Here is a 15,482-nt window from a genome sequence, read left to right on the forward strand (position 1 = left end):
ATGTATGTGAAAGGATGAAAGGATGAAAATATTTTTAATAGAGGACGATCAATCCATTTTCAATTCAATAAGGGAACGTTTTAACCAATGGTCGATGGAAGTAGTAGGACCAAAAGATTTTCAACAAGTTCTAGATGATTTTTTAAACGTGCAGCCACATCTAGTCATCATTGATATTCAACTCCCCGCATTTGATGGTTTTCATTGGTGCCGTGAAATTCGTGCCATCTCAAAAGTGCCAATTCTATTTTTATCATCTAGAGACCATCCAATGGATATGGTAATGGCTATGCAAATGGGGGCGGATGATTTTGTGCAAAAACCTTTTCATATGGAAGTATTGCTAGCAAAAGTACAGGCGATATTAAGAAGAACTTATGATTATGGGGAGAATATGCAACATGTTGTGAGATGGAATGGTGCAATTATTGATTATGACAGAGGAACCATTCAATACGGTGAGAAAGTGATAGAATTGACGAAAAACGAATTGTTTATTTTGAAGACATTATTAGCTTCTGTTGACAAAATTGTTTCTCGTGATGAGCTAATGCGTAAATTATGGGATGACGAGCGATTTGTGAATGATAATACGTTAACGGTCAATGTCAATCGATTGCGACAGCGATTAGATGAAATTGGTTTATCGGAAACCATTGTAACGAAAAAAGGACTTGGCTACATGGCGGTGACAAAATGATTGGACTATTTTTAAAAGAAAGAAGATCGTGGATTTTATTCTTCCTGTTTATGCAAATATGGCTGAATGGATTGTTTTTCATCGATAGCGGCATATCAAATATATCCATCATATATGTAAACATCATGAATCTTTTATTCTTTCTTCTTTTCTTAATTTGGCGTTATGGAAGAGAAACAAAGCAGCTAAAAGCTATCTATGAGCAACCAATCAATAAAGAGCTGCTTTCTCCTTTCCAGCAAATGTACATGGAACATTTCCAACAACAATATGAAGAAATAGATTGCAGACTTCACCACATAAAAATGGAAATGCTCGAACAGCAAGATCAGATGCTGGCGTGGGTGCATGAAATGAAATCGCCGATGACTGCCATGAAATTAATCGTGGAACAAGTAAAGCCTTATGCGTTAAAAGAAAAGATTGAAAAAGAATGGGTTCGCATATTTTTGTTGCTTGATCAAAAAATCCATGAAACAAGGCTTTCAACGATTGAAAAAGATAACCGGCTGGAAAAGGTTTGCTTGGAAACAGTCGTTCATCAACAAATTAAAGATTTTCGTTCATGGTGTATTGAAAAAGGGATTGGTGTTGAAACCAAGAATTTGCAAAAGACCGTGACAACAGATGCCAAATGGCTTGGGTTCATTATTCGCCAAATCTTTTCTAATGCAGTGAAGTACAGCCATGACAATAGTGAAATTCACATATTTACAACCCGGAATCAAGAGGGGCATCTATTATTACATATACAAGACTTCGGAGTTGGGATTCGAGCTGAAGACTTGCCCCGTATTTTCCAACGGTCCTATACAGGAACGATCGGAAGGGAAACAATCGCTGCGACAGGGATGGGTCTATACTTGGCAAAGGAAGCGGCTGAAAAACTTGGGCTTACGCTGAAGGTAGATTCACAAGTGGGTGCCGGCACAACTTTTACAATCCAATTTCCTCTTGAAAATCAATACATTCAATCTTATGGTATGTGACAAAATTGTCATTTACCATTTTTTATTTGTCACGAAAATCGAACGATTGTAAGGTACTGAAAGGGTACAATTTAGTAAGGAATCAATACAAGGGGTTGACGAAATGGCTGTTTTAGTGGCAAGAAAAATAAGAAAAACCTATGGAAAACGTACGTTACAACAAGAAGTGTTAAAAGGGATTGACCTGGAAGTACATGAAGGAGAATTCGTTGGTATCATGGGGCCATCCGGTTCGGGTAAAACAACTTTATTAAATGTCCTTTGTTCCATAGATTATCCAACAGAAGGAATTGTTGAAATCAACGGGAAACCGTTACAAAAGATGAAAGAACGGGATTTGGCAAAATTTCGCCGGGAACATTTAGGGTTCATCTTTCAAGATTATAATTTGCTTGATACGTTAACGGTAAAAGAGAATATTCTGCTGCCGTTATCTGTTGGCAAAGTATCAAAAAACGCTGCAGAGAAGCGTTTAGCAATGCTCGTCGAATATTTAGGAATCAAAGACATTTTAAGTAAATATCCAAATGAAATATCCGGCGGACAAAAGCAGAGAACATCTGCTGCAAGAGCTCTTATTACTGAACCATCTATCGTTTTTGCCGATGAGCCGACAGGGGCGCTTGATTCTAAAGCGGCGACGGCATTACTGACAAATTTGGAAAACATCAATAAGGAAAGTGGAGCAACCATCATGATGGTGACCCACGATGCAGTGGCAGCAAGCTTCTGTAGTCGAGTGTTGTTCTTGAAAGACGGTCAAATTTATACGGAGCTCTATAAAGGGGATAAAACGAGACAGGCGTTTTTCCAAGATATTTTGAATACCCAAAGAGTGCTTGGCGGTGATGGATATGACGTTAACTAATTTAGTTTTTAAAAGTATGAAGAAGAACATAAAGCATTATTACTTATACTTCTTTGCATTAATTTTTAGTGTGACCCTTTGCTTTTCGTTCATCACCATACAATATAACCCTTCTGTTACCGCGGCGTTGGAAGCAAGCGGTACCGCAACGGCAGGTTTTGAATCCATTACGTATGTTTTATATTTTATTTTGATTTTTTTTATTCTTTACGCGAACCAATTATTTATGAAACGCCGCAGTAAAGAAATTGGCTTATATCAATTAATCGGAATGACTAAAGGTTTGATCTTTCGGTTATTATTGATTGAAAATGTAGTATTGTTCACGTTGGCTGTAGGAATCGGGATGGTTTGGGGATTTTTAACTTCTCGTTTTTTTGCGATGATTTTAATGAAGTTAATGTTAAACGACGCAATTGTCAGTTTATCTTTTTCCATGACTGCTTTTTCAAAATCGATCATTATTTTTGCTCTTCTATTAGTGGTGGTCTTGATTCAAATTTTTATTATGATTCGGAAAGCATCGCTGTTATCGCTATTTAATGCAGCAAAAATAGCCGATGAACGAATTAAAAAGTTCAGCATTTTCCATATGATTATGGGAATCATAGGAATTGGTTTAATTGCATATGGGTATTACGATTCTACAAGATTGTTCAGCGTGGAGGGTGCCACAACAAACAACTTGTCGGTCAATATGTTGCTTATTCTTGGTTCAACAATTTTAGGCACCTATTTATTTTTCCGATATTCCGTGGCACTTATCATGAACTTAATCCGGAAAAGCAAAAAGGGACATTTAAAAATAACAGATGTTTTAGGTGTTACAACAATTATGCACCGCATGAAGGGAAATGCTAGTTCTCTTACATTGATTACTGTGTTGACAGGATTAGCCGTCGGGATTATGACGCTGTCTTATATTTCTTACTACTCTTCAGAATCCAATGCAAAACAATCTTCTCCATTTGATTATATCTTACTTAATAATAACGGAAATGAATTTTTAGAACAGCTAAAGGCAGAAGGAATTGAATATGAAAAAACAACTTTTCATATTTCTAACGTAAATATTAAAATGTCTGATTTATTTAATTTAGATGAAAAAAATGCTGAGTATATAAATGTCAATCAAGAGGTGGTAACAGCTGCCGTTCCTCTATCAGATTACAAAAAAATAAATCCGGATGTCCATTTGAAAGATGGGGAAATCATGATGACAAGCTACTCAAATGTATTATCTAAATTACTGCCGTTGGAAAGCAAAAAGAAAATTAATGTAAAAACAAGTGAGAAGAATTACTCTTTATTTATTAAAGAAGTAAGAGAAGATCAATTTTTTCTATCAGTGTTAGCAAGTGGTAGTTCGCCTGTGTTGATTGTGAAAGATGAATTATTTCATGAATTAGAAAAAGCTCAAAATCCTGCTATTTCAACTCAAATTGGTATTAATTTAGCAAAAGAAAAAGACCGAGAAAGGGCAGAGATAATATTTAAGAACTTGAGAGAAAGAAATGTCATTCAATATGCAAATCTAAAAACTTATAAAGAATATTACGATGAGAATACAGCTATTAGTGGAATGAGTATTTTTGTAACAGGATTTTTGGGATTGGCATTTTTATTGACAACAGGAAGCATTCTTTACTTTAAACAAATGGGTGAAGCGGAAGATGAAAGAGATTCCTATACAATTTTGCGGAAAATCGGATTTTCCAATGGTGAGTTAATGCGCGGAATTTATGTAAAACAATTGTTTAACTTCGGCATGCCGCTTATGATTGGACTTTTTCACAGTTACTTTGCAGTGAAATCCGGCTGGTGGCTGTTTGGTTCAGAGATGACTACGCCAATGATGATTATCAACATATTCTATGTAGCGATGTACACGGTATTTGGCATATTATCTGTTTTGTATTATAAAAAAATAGTAAAAGAAGCATTATAAAGATTAGGAAACAATTAAATAGGTAGAGAATAATTTTAAGACTCCATGATCAAGTGGTTGGCAAAAAATTTTGGCCGACCACTTTTTTCGCATTCATCTTGAATGCCGCAAAGTATTTTTGATAGTTAAAAACTATGTTCCTATTTATAATAGGAAACATTTTATGAAAGCGCAGATATATATTTTAATGTAGATAGCGGGGAATTTTCAGAATTTTATTGGAGTTGATTTATATAATCTCCTCCTATATACTAAAAAACAGCTTAGGGAGTGCAAAATTTGAAAGACCAATAAAATTCGAGAAAACACTTGCTAACAACTATTTTATTGTATATAATGTTGAATGTTGGTCTTTGACTGCGATGAAGCGGGAGGTTGCCGACACACCCGGCCGCTTTGCCATGGCGAGTGTGTGGGAAATTTCCGTGGAGAATGTCTAGTAATTAGGCGATAAAGGAGGGAAAATAATGGCAAAACAAAAGATTCGTATTCGTTTAAAAGCGTATGATCACAGAGTATTAGATCAATCCGCTGAAAAAATTGTTGAAACTGCTAAACGTTCAGGCGCAAGTGTATCAGGTCCGATTCCATTACCAACGGAAAAAACTGTGTACACAATCCTTCGAGCTGTTCACAAGTATAAAGATTCACGCGAACAATTCGAAATGCGCACTCACAAACGTTTAATCGACATCATTAACCCAACTCCTCAAACAGTTGATGCGTTAATGAAGCTTGATTTACCGTCTGGCGTTGACATCGAAATCAAACTTTAATAGTAAAATAAAACTTTTAATTATCACAGGAGGTGTGACAAATGACCAAAGGAATCTTAGGTAGAAAAATCGGTATGACGCAAGTTTTTGCTGAGAACGGCGATTTAATACCAGTAACAGTAATTGAAGCAACTCCAAACGTTGTACTTCAAAAGAAAACTGTTGAAAACGATGGCTACGAAGCAATCCAACTTGGTTTCGAAGATAAGCGCGAAAAGCTTGCTAACAAACCGGAAAAAGGACACGTAGCAAAAGCAAATACTGCTCCTAAGCGCTTCATTCGTGAAATTCGTGGAGTAAACTTAGATGAGTATGAAGTTGGTCAAGAAGTCAAAGTAGATATTTTTGCAGAAGGCGATTGGGTAGATGTAACAGGAGTAACAAAAGGGAAAGGTTTCCAAGGTGTAATTAAACGCCATGGCCAATCTCGTGGATCAATGTCTCACGGTTCTCGTTACCACCGTCGTCCAGGTTCAATGGGACCTATTGCTCCAAACCGAGTATTTAAACAAAAAGCTTTACCTGGTCAAACTGGTGGAGATACAGTAACTATCCAAAACTTACAAATTGTTAAAGTGGATACTGAACGTAACTTACTACTAGTAAAAGGTAATGTTCCTGGTTCTAAAAAATCTTTAGTAACAGTAAAAGCAGCTGTTAAAAAATCTAACTAATTTCTTGAAGAAAGGAGGAAACAGGAATGACAAAGGTAACTGTACTTAGTCAAACAGGCGCTTCTGTTGGAGAAATCGAATTGAATGATGAGATTTTCGGTATCGAACCAAACGAAGCAGTATTATTCGACGCAGTAATCGCTCAACGCGCATCTCTACGTCAAGGTACACATAAAGTAAAAAACCGCTCTGAAGTTTCTGGTGGTGGTAGAAAACCATGGCGCCAAAAAGGAACAGGTCGTGCTCGTCAAGGATCTATCCGTTCTCCACAATGGCGTGGTGGTGGTACTGTATTCGGACCACAACCAAGAAGCTATAGCTATAAATTACCTAAAAAAGTTCGTCGTTTAGCTCTTAAATCTGCATTATCTGCTAAAGTGAACGAACAAAACTTCCTAGTGTTAGATGCATTGAAATTAGATGCACCTAAAACAAAAGACTTCAAAGAAATTTTAGGTAACTTAAAAATCGATTCAAAAGCATTATTTGTTACAGCTGAATTAGATGAAAACGTGGCATTATCCGCACGTAACATCCCAGGCGTAACAGTTTTAACAGCTTCTGGAATCAACGTTCTTGATTTATTAGGTCATGACAAAGTTGTATTCACGAAAGCTGCAGTAGAAAAAGTTGAGGAGGTGCTTGGATAATGGATGCACGTGATGTAATTAAACGTCCTGTCATTACTGAGCGTTCTTCTGAACTGATGGCTGATAAAAAGTACACTTTCGAAGTTGATCTTCGTGCGAACAAAACACAAGTGAAAGATGCAGTAGAAGAAATCTTCGGCGTAAAAGTGGCTAAAGTCAACATCATGAACTACAAAGGCAAAGTAAAACGTGTAGGTAAATTCCAAGGATTAACAAACAGACGTCGTAAAGCAATCGTAACATTAACACCTGATAGCAAAGAAATTGAATTATTCGATTTCTAATTGTAAAATGTGTTCGTTTTGACATTTAAAGAAGGAGGGAAACAACATGGCGATTAAAAAGTATAAACCAACCTCAAATGGTCGTCGTAACATGACATCATTTGACTTTGCGGAAATCACAACGGATAAACCGGAAAAATCATTATTAGCGCCTTTAAAACGCAAAGCTGGTCGTAACAACCAGGGTAAAATTACTGTTCGTCATCACGGTGGTGGACATAAACGCCAATACCGTATCATCGATTTCAAACGTGATAAAGATGGCATTCCAGGACGCGTTGCTACAATCGAATACGATCCAAACCGTTCTGCTAACATCGCATTAATTAACTATGTTGATGGTGAAAAACGTTATATTATTGCACCAAAAGGATTAAAAGTAGGTCAAGAAATTATTTCTGGTCCAGATGCTGATATTAAAGTAGGTAATGCTTTACCATTAGCAAACATCCCAATGGGTACTACAGTTCACAATATCGAATTAAAACCAGGTAAAGGTGGACAATTAGTACGCTCTGCTGGTGCATCTGCGCAAGTACTTGGACGTGAAGGAAAATACGTAATCGTACGTCTTCAATCTGGTGAAGTTCGTTTAATATTAGCTACTTGCCGCGCAACAATCGGTCAAGTGGGTAACGAATCTCACGAATTAGTAAACATCGGTAAAGCGGGTCGTTCTCGTTGGTTAGGTAAACGCCCTACAGTTCGCGGTTCTGTAATGAACCCTAATGATCACCCACACGGTGGTGGTGAAGGTAAAGCACCAATCGGTCGCAAATCACCAATGACACCATGGGGTAAACCAGCTCTTGGATACAAGACACGTAAGAAACGTAATAAATCTGATAAATTAATTATTCGTGGACGTAAAAAATAATGTGATAAAGCTACGGTTCGAGCGAAGAGCCGTGGTGAAATCACGGAGGGAGGTTACTAAATGGGTCGCAGCTTGAAAAAAGGACCATTTTGTGATGAACATTTAATGAAAAAGGTAGAAGCACAACAAGGTCTAGACAAAAAACAAGTAATTAAAACTTGGTCTCGCCGTTCTACGATCTTCCCTAACTTCATCGGATTAACAATTGCGGTTTATGATGGACGCAAACATGTTCCGGTATACATCACAGAAGATATGGTAGGTCACAAACTTGGCGAGTTCGTACCAACTCGTACTTATAAAGGTCACGGTGCGGATGACAAAAAAACAAGACGCTAATTTTGAGAGGAGGTAGATCCTGATGACAACAAAAGCTAAAGCCGTTGCTCGCACAGTCCGAATTGCCCCTCGTAAAGTGCGCTTAGTAGTAGATTTAATTAGAGGCAAGCAAGTAGGAGAAGCAGTTGCAATTTTACGTCATACTCCAAAAGCGGCGTCTCCAGTCGTTGAGAAAGTATTAAAATCTGCAGTTGCAAATGCTGAGCACAATTACGAATTAGATCCAAACAACTTATACATTTCTGAAATTTATGTTGATGAAGGACCAACATTAAAACGTTATCGTCCACGTGCGCAAGGACGTGCAAGCGCAATTAATAAACGCACAAGCCACATCACTGTAGTGGTATCTGAGAAGAAGGAGGGTTAATTTTGGGTCAAAAAGTACATCCAAACGGATTGCGAATCGGTATCATTCGTGATTGGGAGTCAAAATGGTACGCTGAAAAAGACTACGCTGAATTACTTCACGAAGATATCAAAATCCGTAAATATATCGAAACTACTTTAAAAGAAGCAGCGATTTCCAAAGTTGAAATCGAACGTGCTGCAAATCGAGTGAACATTACGATTCACACTGCAAAGCCAGGGATGGTAATCGGTAAAGGTGGTACGGAAGTAGAAAACTTACGTAAATACTTAAGCGATATCACTGGTAAACGTGTGCACATCAACATCGTTGAAATTAAAAAAGCGGATCTTGATGCAAAATTAGTTGCAGAAAATATCGCTCGTCAACTTGAAAATCGTGTTTCATTCCGTCGTGCTCAAAAACAAGCGATTCAACGCACTATGCGAGCAGGAGCAAAAGGGATTAAAACGCAAGTATCTGGTCGTTTAGGCGGTGCGGATATCGCACGTGCAGAACATTATAGTGAAGGAACTGTACCACTTCATACGCTTCGTGCAGACATCGATTACGCTCACGCAGAAGCAGATACAACATACGGAAAATTAGGTGTAAAAGTATGGATTTATCGTGGTGAGGTCCTTCCTACGAAGAAAAACTCTGCGGAAGGAGGAAAATAATTATGTTAATGCCAAAACGTGTAAAATATCGTCGCGAACATCGCGGTAAAATGCGCGGTCAAGCAAAAGGCGGTCGTGAAGTACAATTTGGTGAATGGGGTCTTCAAGCTCAAACTGCTAGCTGGATCACTAACCGTCAAATTGAAGCCGCTCGTATTGCGATGACTCGTTACATGAAACGTGGCGGTAAAGTTTGGATTAAAATTTTCCCACACAAACCTTATACGAAAAAACCTCTTGAGGTACGTATGGGTTCCGGTAAAGGTTCTCCAGAAGGTTGGGTAGCTGTAGTAAAACCAGGAAAAGTTATGTTCGAAGTTGCAGGTGTTTCTGAAGAAGTTGCACGCGAAGCGCTTCGTTTGGCATCACATAAACTTCCTGTGAAATGTAAAATTGTGAAACGTCAAGAAACTGGTGGTGATTCTAATGAAAGCTAAAGAAATCCGTGAACTTGCCACTTCTGAAATCGAATTAAAAGTTAAATCACTGAAAGAAGAGCTTTTCAACCTTCGCTTCCAATTGGCGACTGGTCAATTAGAAAACACAGCTCGCATTCGTGAAGTTCGTAAAGCGATTGCGCGTATGAAAACTGTGATTCGTGAAAGAGAAATCAGTGGAGATAACTGATAAAGGAGGTCCGCTAATATGACTGAGCGTAAACAGCGCAAAGTTTACACTGGCCGTGTAGTTTCAGACAAAATGGACAAAACAATCGTTGTCCTAGTTGAAACTTATAAAAAACACAAATTATACGGCAAGCGTGTAAAGTATTCTAAAAAATTCAAAGCTCACGATGAGCACAACGAAGCAAAAGTCGGTGACATCGTACGCATTATGGAAACACGCCCGCTATCAGCTACAAAGCATTTCCGTCTTGTAGAAGTAGTAGAAAAAGCGGTTATTATTTAATAGAAATTCGGAAAATACGCGAATTCCGAAGGGAGGTAACCTAAGTGATCCAACAAGAATCTCGTTTAAAAGTTGCTGACAACTCAGGTGCACGTGAAGTGTTAACAATTAAAGTGCTTGGTGGTTCTGGTCGTAAAACTGCAAACATCGGTGATATTATCGTTTGCACAGTTAAGAAAGCAACACCAGGAGGCGTTGTTAAGAAAGGTGACGTTGTAAAAGCCGTTGTAGTACGTACTAAATCTGGTGTTCGCCGTAAAGATGGCACTTACATTAAATTTGACGAAAACGCATGCGTTATCATCAGAGACGATAAGTCACCACGTGGTACTCGTATTTTCGGACCGGTTGCACGTGAGTTACGCGATAACAACTTTATGAAAATCATTTCCCTAGCTCCAGAAGTTCTTTAATTATCTGATAGTACCAATTAAGGAGGTGCGACACATAATGCATGTTAAAAAGGGCGACAAAGTAAAAGTTATTACAGGAAAAGACAAAGGTAAAGAAGGTATCGTACTTGCTGCTTTTCCAAAGAAAGATCGGGTAATTGTTGAAGGTGTAAACATCGTTAAAAAACACGTAAAACCTAATCAATTAAACCCACAAGGTGGTATTGTAAGCCAAGAAGCACCAATCCACGTTTCGAACGTAATGCTAATCGATCCAAAAACTGGCGAGCCGACTCGTGTAGGTTATAAAATCGAAAACGGCAAAAAAGTTCGTGTTGCAAAAAAATCAGGTGCAGTAATCGACTAATAAGAAATTTTGAAAGGAGGTACAAACATGAACCGCCTAAAAGAAAAATACAACAACGAAGTAGTTCCTGCTTTAATGAATAAGTTTGGATATAAATCAATCATGCAAGTTCCAAAAGTTGAAAAAATCGTAGTTAACATGGGTGTTGGTGACGCAGTACAAAACTCTAAAGCATTAGATGCTGCTGTTGAAGAACTAGCTATTATTACTGGTCAAAAACCTGTTGTTACTAGAGCGAAAAAATCAATCGCTGGATTCCGTTTACGTGAAGGGATGCCAATTGGTGCAAAAGTTACATTACGTGGTGAACGTATGTATGATTTCCTTGATAAATTAATTTCTATCGCACTTCCGCGTGTACGCGACTTCCGCGGTGTTTCTAAAAAAGCATTTGATGGTCGTGGAAACTACACATTAGGTGTTAAAGAACAATTGATTTTCCCTGAAATCGATTACGATAAAGTTTCAAAAGTGCGCGGTATGGATATCGTGATCGTAACGACAGCGAACTCTGATGAAGAAGCTCGCGAGTTATTGACACAATTCGGTATGCCGTTCCAAAAATAATAAAAGGAGGGCGAAAACGTGGCAAAAAAATCAATGATCGTTAAACAAAAACGTAAACCTAAGTTTAAAGTACAAGAATATACACGTTGTGAGCGCTGTGGTCGTCCACACTCTGTATATCGTAAATTTAAACTTTGCCGTATTTGTTTCCGTGAACTTGCATATAAAGGACAAATTCCTGGTGTGAAAAAAGCTAGCTGGTAATCCCCAAAAAATGGGAAGGAGGTAATAAGAATATGACAATGACAGATCCAATTGCAGATATGCTAACTCGCATCCGTAATGCGAACATGGTTCGTCACGAAAAGTTAGAAGTACCGGCTTCCAACATTAAAAAGGAAATCGCTGAAATCCTTAAGCGAGAAGGCTTCATCCGTGACGTTGAATATATCGATGACAACAAACAAGGTATCATCCGTATTTTCTTAAAGTATGGAAAAAATAACGAACGTGTAATTACTGGATTAAAACGTATTTCTAAACCAGGTTTACGCGTATATGCGAAAACTGACGAAATTCCAAAAGTGTTAAACGGCTTAGGTATCGCAATTCTTTCAACTTCTCAAGGCGTGTTAACTGATAAAGAAGCACGTGCTAAAAAAGTGGGCGGAGAAGTTTTAGCTTACGTTTGGTAATAAGTAATTTGTGAATGGAGGTGCAATGAAATGTCTCGTGTAGGTAAAAAACCGATCGAAGTTCCTGCTAACGTTACAGTAACAGTTGCTGAGGACAACACTGTAACAGTAAAAGGGCCGAAAGGCGAACTAACTCGTCAATTCAATCAAGATATGAAAATCGAGCAAGAAGGCAACGTAATTACTGTTGTTCGCCCTTCTGATTCAAAAGAACACCGTACAATCCACGGTACAACTCGTGCGTTACTTGCAAACATGGTGAAAGGTGTATCTGAAGGATTCTCTCGTTCTTTAGAACTTATTGGGGTTGGGTACCGTGCTCAATTACAAGGAAAAAAACTTGTATTAAACGTTGGTTACTCACATCCTGTTGAATTCACTGCTGAACCAGGTATCGAAATCGAAGTTCCTTCAAATACAAAAGTTGTTGTTAAAGGAATTGACAAAGAACGTGTAGGTGCATTCGCAGCTGACATTCGCGCTGTACGTCCACCTGAACCATATAAAGGTAAAGGTATTCGTTACGAAGGCGAATATGTACGTCGTAAAGAAGGTAAAACAGGTAAATAATTAGCTTGATCCTTAGAAAGGAGTGACCACTGTGATTACGAAACTAGATAAAAATAAAGTTCGTAAAAAACGTCATGCACGTGTGCGTACAAAAATCCACGGTACACCTGAACGTCCACGTTTAAACGTATACCGTTCTAACAAAAACATTTACGCACAAATCATTGACGATGTTGCAGGACATACACTTGTTAGTGCTTCAACATTAGAAAAAGATTTCGAAGGTGCTGGTAACAATAAAGATGCTGCAGCAAAAGTTGGCGAATTGATCGCAAAACGTGCATTAGAGAAAAATATTACTACAGTTGTATTTGACCGTGGTGGTTATTTATATCATGGACGTGTAAAAGCATTAGCAGATGCTGCACGCGAAAACGGTTTACAATTTTAATAAGAAGGAGGGACATACTTCATGAGTCGTATTGACGCAAGCAAACTGGAACTTGAAGAACGCGTTGTAACGATTAACCGCGTTGCGAAAGTTGTTAAAGGTGGACGTCGCTTCCGCTTCTCAGCTTTAGTAGTAGTAGGAGATAAAAACGGTCATGTAGGATTTGGTACTGGTAAAGCTCAAGAAGTACCAGATGCGATTCGTAAAGCTGTAGAAGATGCGAAGAAAAACTTAATCGAAGTACCACGTGTAGGTGGAACTATTCCACACGAGGTAATTGGTCACTTCGGTGCAGGAGAAATTTTAATGAAACCTGCTTCTGAAGGTACTGGAGTAATCGCTGGTGGACCAGTACGTGCAGTACTTGAGTTAGCAGGAATTACGGATATCCTTTCAAAATCTCTAGGTTCTAACACACCAATTAATATGGTACGTGCTACAGTTGAGGGATTAAAACAATTAAAACGTGCTGAAGAAGTTGCAAAACTTCGTGGTAAAACAGTAGAAGAGCTATTAGGATAAGGGGGGATAATCATGGCTAACAAATTAGAAATCACCCTCAAAAGATCTGTAATCGGAGCTAATGAAAAACAACGTAAAACAGTTGAAGCTTTAGGCTTAAAAAAGGTTAATTCTACTGTAGAACATGCAGATAATCCAGCTATTCGTGGTATGATTAATAAAGTGTCACACTTAGTATCAGTTAAAGAAATTTAATGATTTATAAAATGTACAAGGAGGTGCCACCTATAATGAAACTTCATGAACTTAAACCAGCAGAAGGTTCACGTAAAAAACGTAACCGTGTTGGTCGTGGTATCGGTTCTGGTAACGGTAAAACATCTGGTCGCGGTCAAAAAGGTCAAAACGCTCGTTCTGGAGGCGGTGTACGTCCAGGATTTGAAGGTGGTCAAAACCCACTATTCCGCCGTTTACCAAAACGTGGTTTTACAAATGTGAACCGTAAAGAATATGCAATCGTGAACCTAGATGCATTAAATCGTTTCGAAGATGGTGCAGAAGTTACACCTGCATTACTAATCGAAACAGGTATCGTGAGCAAAGAAAAAGCTGGTATTAAGGTTCTTGGTAACGGAACGCTTAATAAAAAGCTTAACGTGAAAGCTCACAAGTTCTCTGCTTCTGCGAAAGAAGCAATCGAGAACGCCGGCGGAACAGCTGAGGTGATTTAATGTTTCAAACATTCGCAAACTTTATGCGCGTTCGTGATATTCGAAATAAAATCTTTTTCACATTATTAATGCTTATCGTCTTTCGTTTAGGAACATTTATCCCTGTACCTAACGTAGATGCAGATGTATTAAAAGTAACGGATCAATTTAACTTAGTTGGTTTTCTTAACGTGTTTGGTGGCGGTGCATTAGCAAACTTCTCAATCTTTGCATTGGGAATTATGCCTTATATCACTGCCTCAATCATTGTTCAATTGTTACAAATGGATGTCGTGCCTAAGTTTGCAGAATGGGGACGTCAAGGTGAAGTAGGTCGCCGGAAGTTAGCCCAATTTACCCGCTACTTTACTGTAGTGTTAGCTTTCATCCAAGCCTTCGCTATGTCGTTCGGTTTTAACCAATTATATGGTGGAACATTAATTACAGATACTAGTGTTTTATCTTATTTGACAATAGCGATAGTGCTTACGGCTGGTACAGCATTTTTGTTATGGCTTGGTGAGCAAATTACTGCACACGGCGTTGGTAATGGTATTTCAATCATTATCTTTGCTGGTATTGTCGCTGCAATACCTACAACGGTTAACCAAATTTATGCTCAACAAATTGAAGGTGCAGGGGATCAACTATTCATCCGCATTGTCCTTTTAGTACTTCTTGCATTAATAATGTTGGCTATAATTGTTGGAGTAATTTACGTACAACAAGCGTTACGTAAGATTCCAATTCAGTATGCAAAAAGAGTTTCCGGTCGAGCAATGAATGTTGGTGCACAACAAACGCACTTACCTTTAAAAGTGAACGCTGCAGGAGTTATTCCAGTAATCTTCGCAGTAGCGTTCATCATTACACCTCAGACTTTAGCTGCGTTCTTCGGTGAGAACAAAATCACCACGTTCATTATCAACACGTTTGACTATACTAAACCTGTTGGAATGATTATTTATATTGCTTTAATTATTGCGTTTACTTATTTCTACGCATTTATTCAAGTAAATCCCGAACGCGTTGCAGATAACCTGAAAAAACAAGGTGCATATATTCCTGGAATTCGTCCAGGGAATGATACACAAAACTACTTAACAAAAGTGTTATATCGTTTAACATTTGTTGGTGCTCTGTTTTTGACTGTTGTTTCGATTTTGCCAATCTTATTCATTAATTTTATGAATTTACCGGCTTCCGCTCAAATTGGTGGAACGAGTGTTATCATCGTTGTCGGTGTGGCATTAGAAACAATGAAACAATTAGAAGCCCAACTAGTTAAGCGTCATTATAAAGGCTTTATGAAATAAATGTTGGTTAGGAAACATTATTGTTTCCT

The 15,482-nt window shown here is 38.2% G+C and carries 26 protein-coding genes; all 26 read left to right on the top strand.

Annotated elements, in window-relative coordinates; all coding sequences use genetic code 11:
* Positions 1–22 precede the first annotated feature (22 nt).
* The 26 genes from NST98_RS13450 to secY all read left to right on the top strand — a co-directional run bounded on the left by NST98_RS13450 (position 23) and on the right by secY (position 15,453).
* Entirely contained in the window at positions 23–700 is a 678-nt protein-coding gene (locus tag NST98_RS13450; protein ID WP_340704682.1) for a response regulator transcription factor, read from the top strand.
* Positions 697–1,689, top strand: a complete 993-nt coding sequence (locus tag NST98_RS13455; protein ID WP_340715321.1) for a sensor histidine kinase — start codon at positions 697–699, stop codon at positions 1,687–1,689. Before NST98_RS13450 ends, NST98_RS13455 begins: the two co-directional genes overlap by 4 nt.
* Positions 1,690–1,792: 103 nt before the next feature.
* Complete coding sequence (locus NST98_RS13460; protein WP_340715322.1) at positions 1,793–2,557, top strand: ABC transporter ATP-binding protein; 765 nt, start codon at positions 1,793–1,795, stop codon at positions 2,555–2,557.
* Positions 2,538–4,505: an ABC transporter permease gene (locus NST98_RS13465; protein WP_340715745.1), complete on the top strand. Its 1,968-nt coding sequence runs from the start codon at positions 2,538–2,540 to the stop codon at positions 4,503–4,505. Before NST98_RS13460 ends, NST98_RS13465 begins: the two co-directional genes overlap by 20 nt.
* Positions 4,506–4,972: 467 nt before the next feature.
* Positions 4,973–5,281, top strand: a complete 309-nt coding sequence (rpsJ, locus tag NST98_RS13470) for a 30S ribosomal protein S10 (RefSeq protein WP_016839367.1) — start codon at positions 4,973–4,975, stop codon at positions 5,279–5,281.
* A gap of 41 nt (positions 5,282–5,322) precedes the next feature.
* Positions 5,323–5,955 (top strand): 50S ribosomal protein L3, encoded by a 633-nt coding sequence (rplC, locus tag NST98_RS13475; protein ID WP_096550066.1) that lies wholly within the window; start codon positions 5,323–5,325, stop codon positions 5,953–5,955.
* Between the two features lie 26 nt (positions 5,956–5,981).
* Entirely contained in the window at positions 5,982–6,605 is a 624-nt protein-coding gene (gene rplD, locus NST98_RS13480; protein ID WP_096550067.1) for a 50S ribosomal protein L4, read from the top strand.
* Positions 6,605–6,889 carry a 50S ribosomal protein L23 gene (gene rplW / locus NST98_RS13485; RefSeq protein ID WP_016839370.1) on the top strand — a complete coding sequence of 95 codons (285 nt, stop codon included), beginning with the start codon at positions 6,605–6,607 and terminating at the stop codon, positions 6,887–6,889. Before rplD ends, rplW begins: the two co-directional genes overlap by 1 nt.
* Positions 6,890–6,935: 46 nt before the next feature.
* On the top strand, positions 6,936–7,766 hold the full coding sequence (gene rplB, locus NST98_RS13490) for a 50S ribosomal protein L2 (protein WP_340715323.1): 831 nt from the start codon (positions 6,936–6,938) through the stop codon (positions 7,764–7,766).
* Positions 7,767–7,826: 60 nt separating this feature from the next.
* Entirely contained in the window at positions 7,827–8,105 is a 279-nt protein-coding gene (rpsS, locus tag NST98_RS13495; protein WP_016839372.1) for a 30S ribosomal protein S19, read from the top strand.
* Positions 8,106–8,127: 22 nt separating this feature from the next.
* A complete protein-coding gene (gene rplV / locus NST98_RS13500) occupies positions 8,128–8,475 on the top strand; it encodes a 50S ribosomal protein L22 (RefSeq protein WP_016839373.1) in 348 nt (115 codons plus the stop codon).
* A gap of 2 nt (positions 8,476–8,477) precedes the next feature.
* Positions 8,478–9,134, top strand: coding sequence for a 30S ribosomal protein S3 (rpsC, locus tag NST98_RS13505; protein WP_016839374.1), 657 nt, complete (start codon positions 8,478–8,480; stop codon positions 9,132–9,134).
* A gap of 2 nt (positions 9,135–9,136) precedes the next feature.
* Positions 9,137–9,571: a 50S ribosomal protein L16 gene (gene rplP / locus NST98_RS13510; protein ID WP_016839375.1), complete on the top strand. Its 435-nt coding sequence runs from the start codon at positions 9,137–9,139 to the stop codon at positions 9,569–9,571.
* Entirely contained in the window at positions 9,561–9,761 is a 201-nt protein-coding gene (rpmC, locus tag NST98_RS13515) for a 50S ribosomal protein L29 (RefSeq protein WP_016839376.1), read from the top strand. The genes rplP and rpmC overlap by 11 nt, the downstream gene beginning before the upstream one ends.
* A gap of 18 nt (positions 9,762–9,779) precedes the next feature.
* Entirely contained in the window at positions 9,780–10,043 is a 264-nt protein-coding gene (rpsQ, locus tag NST98_RS13520; RefSeq protein WP_016839377.1) for a 30S ribosomal protein S17, read from the top strand.
* Positions 10,044–10,087: 44 nt separating this feature from the next.
* Positions 10,088–10,456: a 50S ribosomal protein L14 gene (rplN, locus tag NST98_RS13525; protein ID WP_016839378.1), complete on the top strand. Its 369-nt coding sequence runs from the start codon at positions 10,088–10,090 to the stop codon at positions 10,454–10,456.
* 37 nt (positions 10,457–10,493) lie between these two features.
* Positions 10,494–10,802: a 50S ribosomal protein L24 gene (rplX, locus tag NST98_RS13530; RefSeq protein ID WP_016839379.1), complete on the top strand. Its 309-nt coding sequence runs from the start codon at positions 10,494–10,496 to the stop codon at positions 10,800–10,802.
* Between the two features lie 27 nt (positions 10,803–10,829).
* Entirely contained in the window at positions 10,830–11,369 is a 540-nt protein-coding gene (gene rplE / locus NST98_RS13535) for a 50S ribosomal protein L5 (protein ID WP_096550070.1), read from the top strand.
* Positions 11,370–11,387: 18 nt separating this feature from the next.
* Complete coding sequence (locus NST98_RS13540; protein ID WP_016839381.1) at positions 11,388–11,573, top strand: type Z 30S ribosomal protein S14; 186 nt, start codon at positions 11,388–11,390, stop codon at positions 11,571–11,573.
* A gap of 32 nt (positions 11,574–11,605) precedes the next feature.
* Positions 11,606–12,004, top strand: coding sequence for a 30S ribosomal protein S8 (gene rpsH / locus NST98_RS13545; protein WP_096550071.1), 399 nt, complete (start codon positions 11,606–11,608; stop codon positions 12,002–12,004).
* A 30-nt stretch (positions 12,005–12,034) separates the two neighbouring features.
* On the top strand, positions 12,035–12,574 hold the full coding sequence (rplF, locus tag NST98_RS13550) for a 50S ribosomal protein L6 (protein WP_016839383.1): 540 nt from the start codon (positions 12,035–12,037) through the stop codon (positions 12,572–12,574).
* Between the two features lie 31 nt (positions 12,575–12,605).
* Entirely contained in the window at positions 12,606–12,965 is a 360-nt protein-coding gene (gene rplR / locus NST98_RS13555) for a 50S ribosomal protein L18 (RefSeq protein WP_016839384.1), read from the top strand.
* A gap of 21 nt (positions 12,966–12,986) precedes the next feature.
* Entirely contained in the window at positions 12,987–13,487 is a 501-nt protein-coding gene (rpsE, locus tag NST98_RS13560) for a 30S ribosomal protein S5 (RefSeq protein WP_016839385.1), read from the top strand.
* Between the two features lie 12 nt (positions 13,488–13,499).
* Positions 13,500–13,682 carry a 50S ribosomal protein L30 gene (gene rpmD, locus NST98_RS13565; protein ID WP_016839386.1) on the top strand — a complete coding sequence of 61 codons (183 nt, stop codon included), beginning with the start codon at positions 13,500–13,502 and terminating at the stop codon, positions 13,680–13,682.
* 35 nt (positions 13,683–13,717) lie between these two features.
* Complete coding sequence (gene rplO, locus NST98_RS13570; RefSeq protein WP_016839387.1) at positions 13,718–14,158, top strand: 50S ribosomal protein L15; 441 nt, start codon at positions 13,718–13,720, stop codon at positions 14,156–14,158.
* Positions 14,158–15,453, top strand: a complete 1,296-nt coding sequence (gene secY, locus NST98_RS13575; RefSeq protein ID WP_340715324.1) for a preprotein translocase subunit SecY — start codon at positions 14,158–14,160, stop codon at positions 15,451–15,453. Before rplO ends, secY begins: the two co-directional genes overlap by 1 nt.
* The last annotated feature ends 29 nt before the right edge of the window (positions 15,454–15,482 follow it).

The sequence above is a fragment of the Ureibacillus sp. FSL W8-0352 genome (assembly GCF_038004345.1).
Taxonomy (GTDB): Bacteria; Bacillota; Bacilli; order Bacillales_A; family Planococcaceae; genus Ureibacillus; species Ureibacillus thermosphaericus.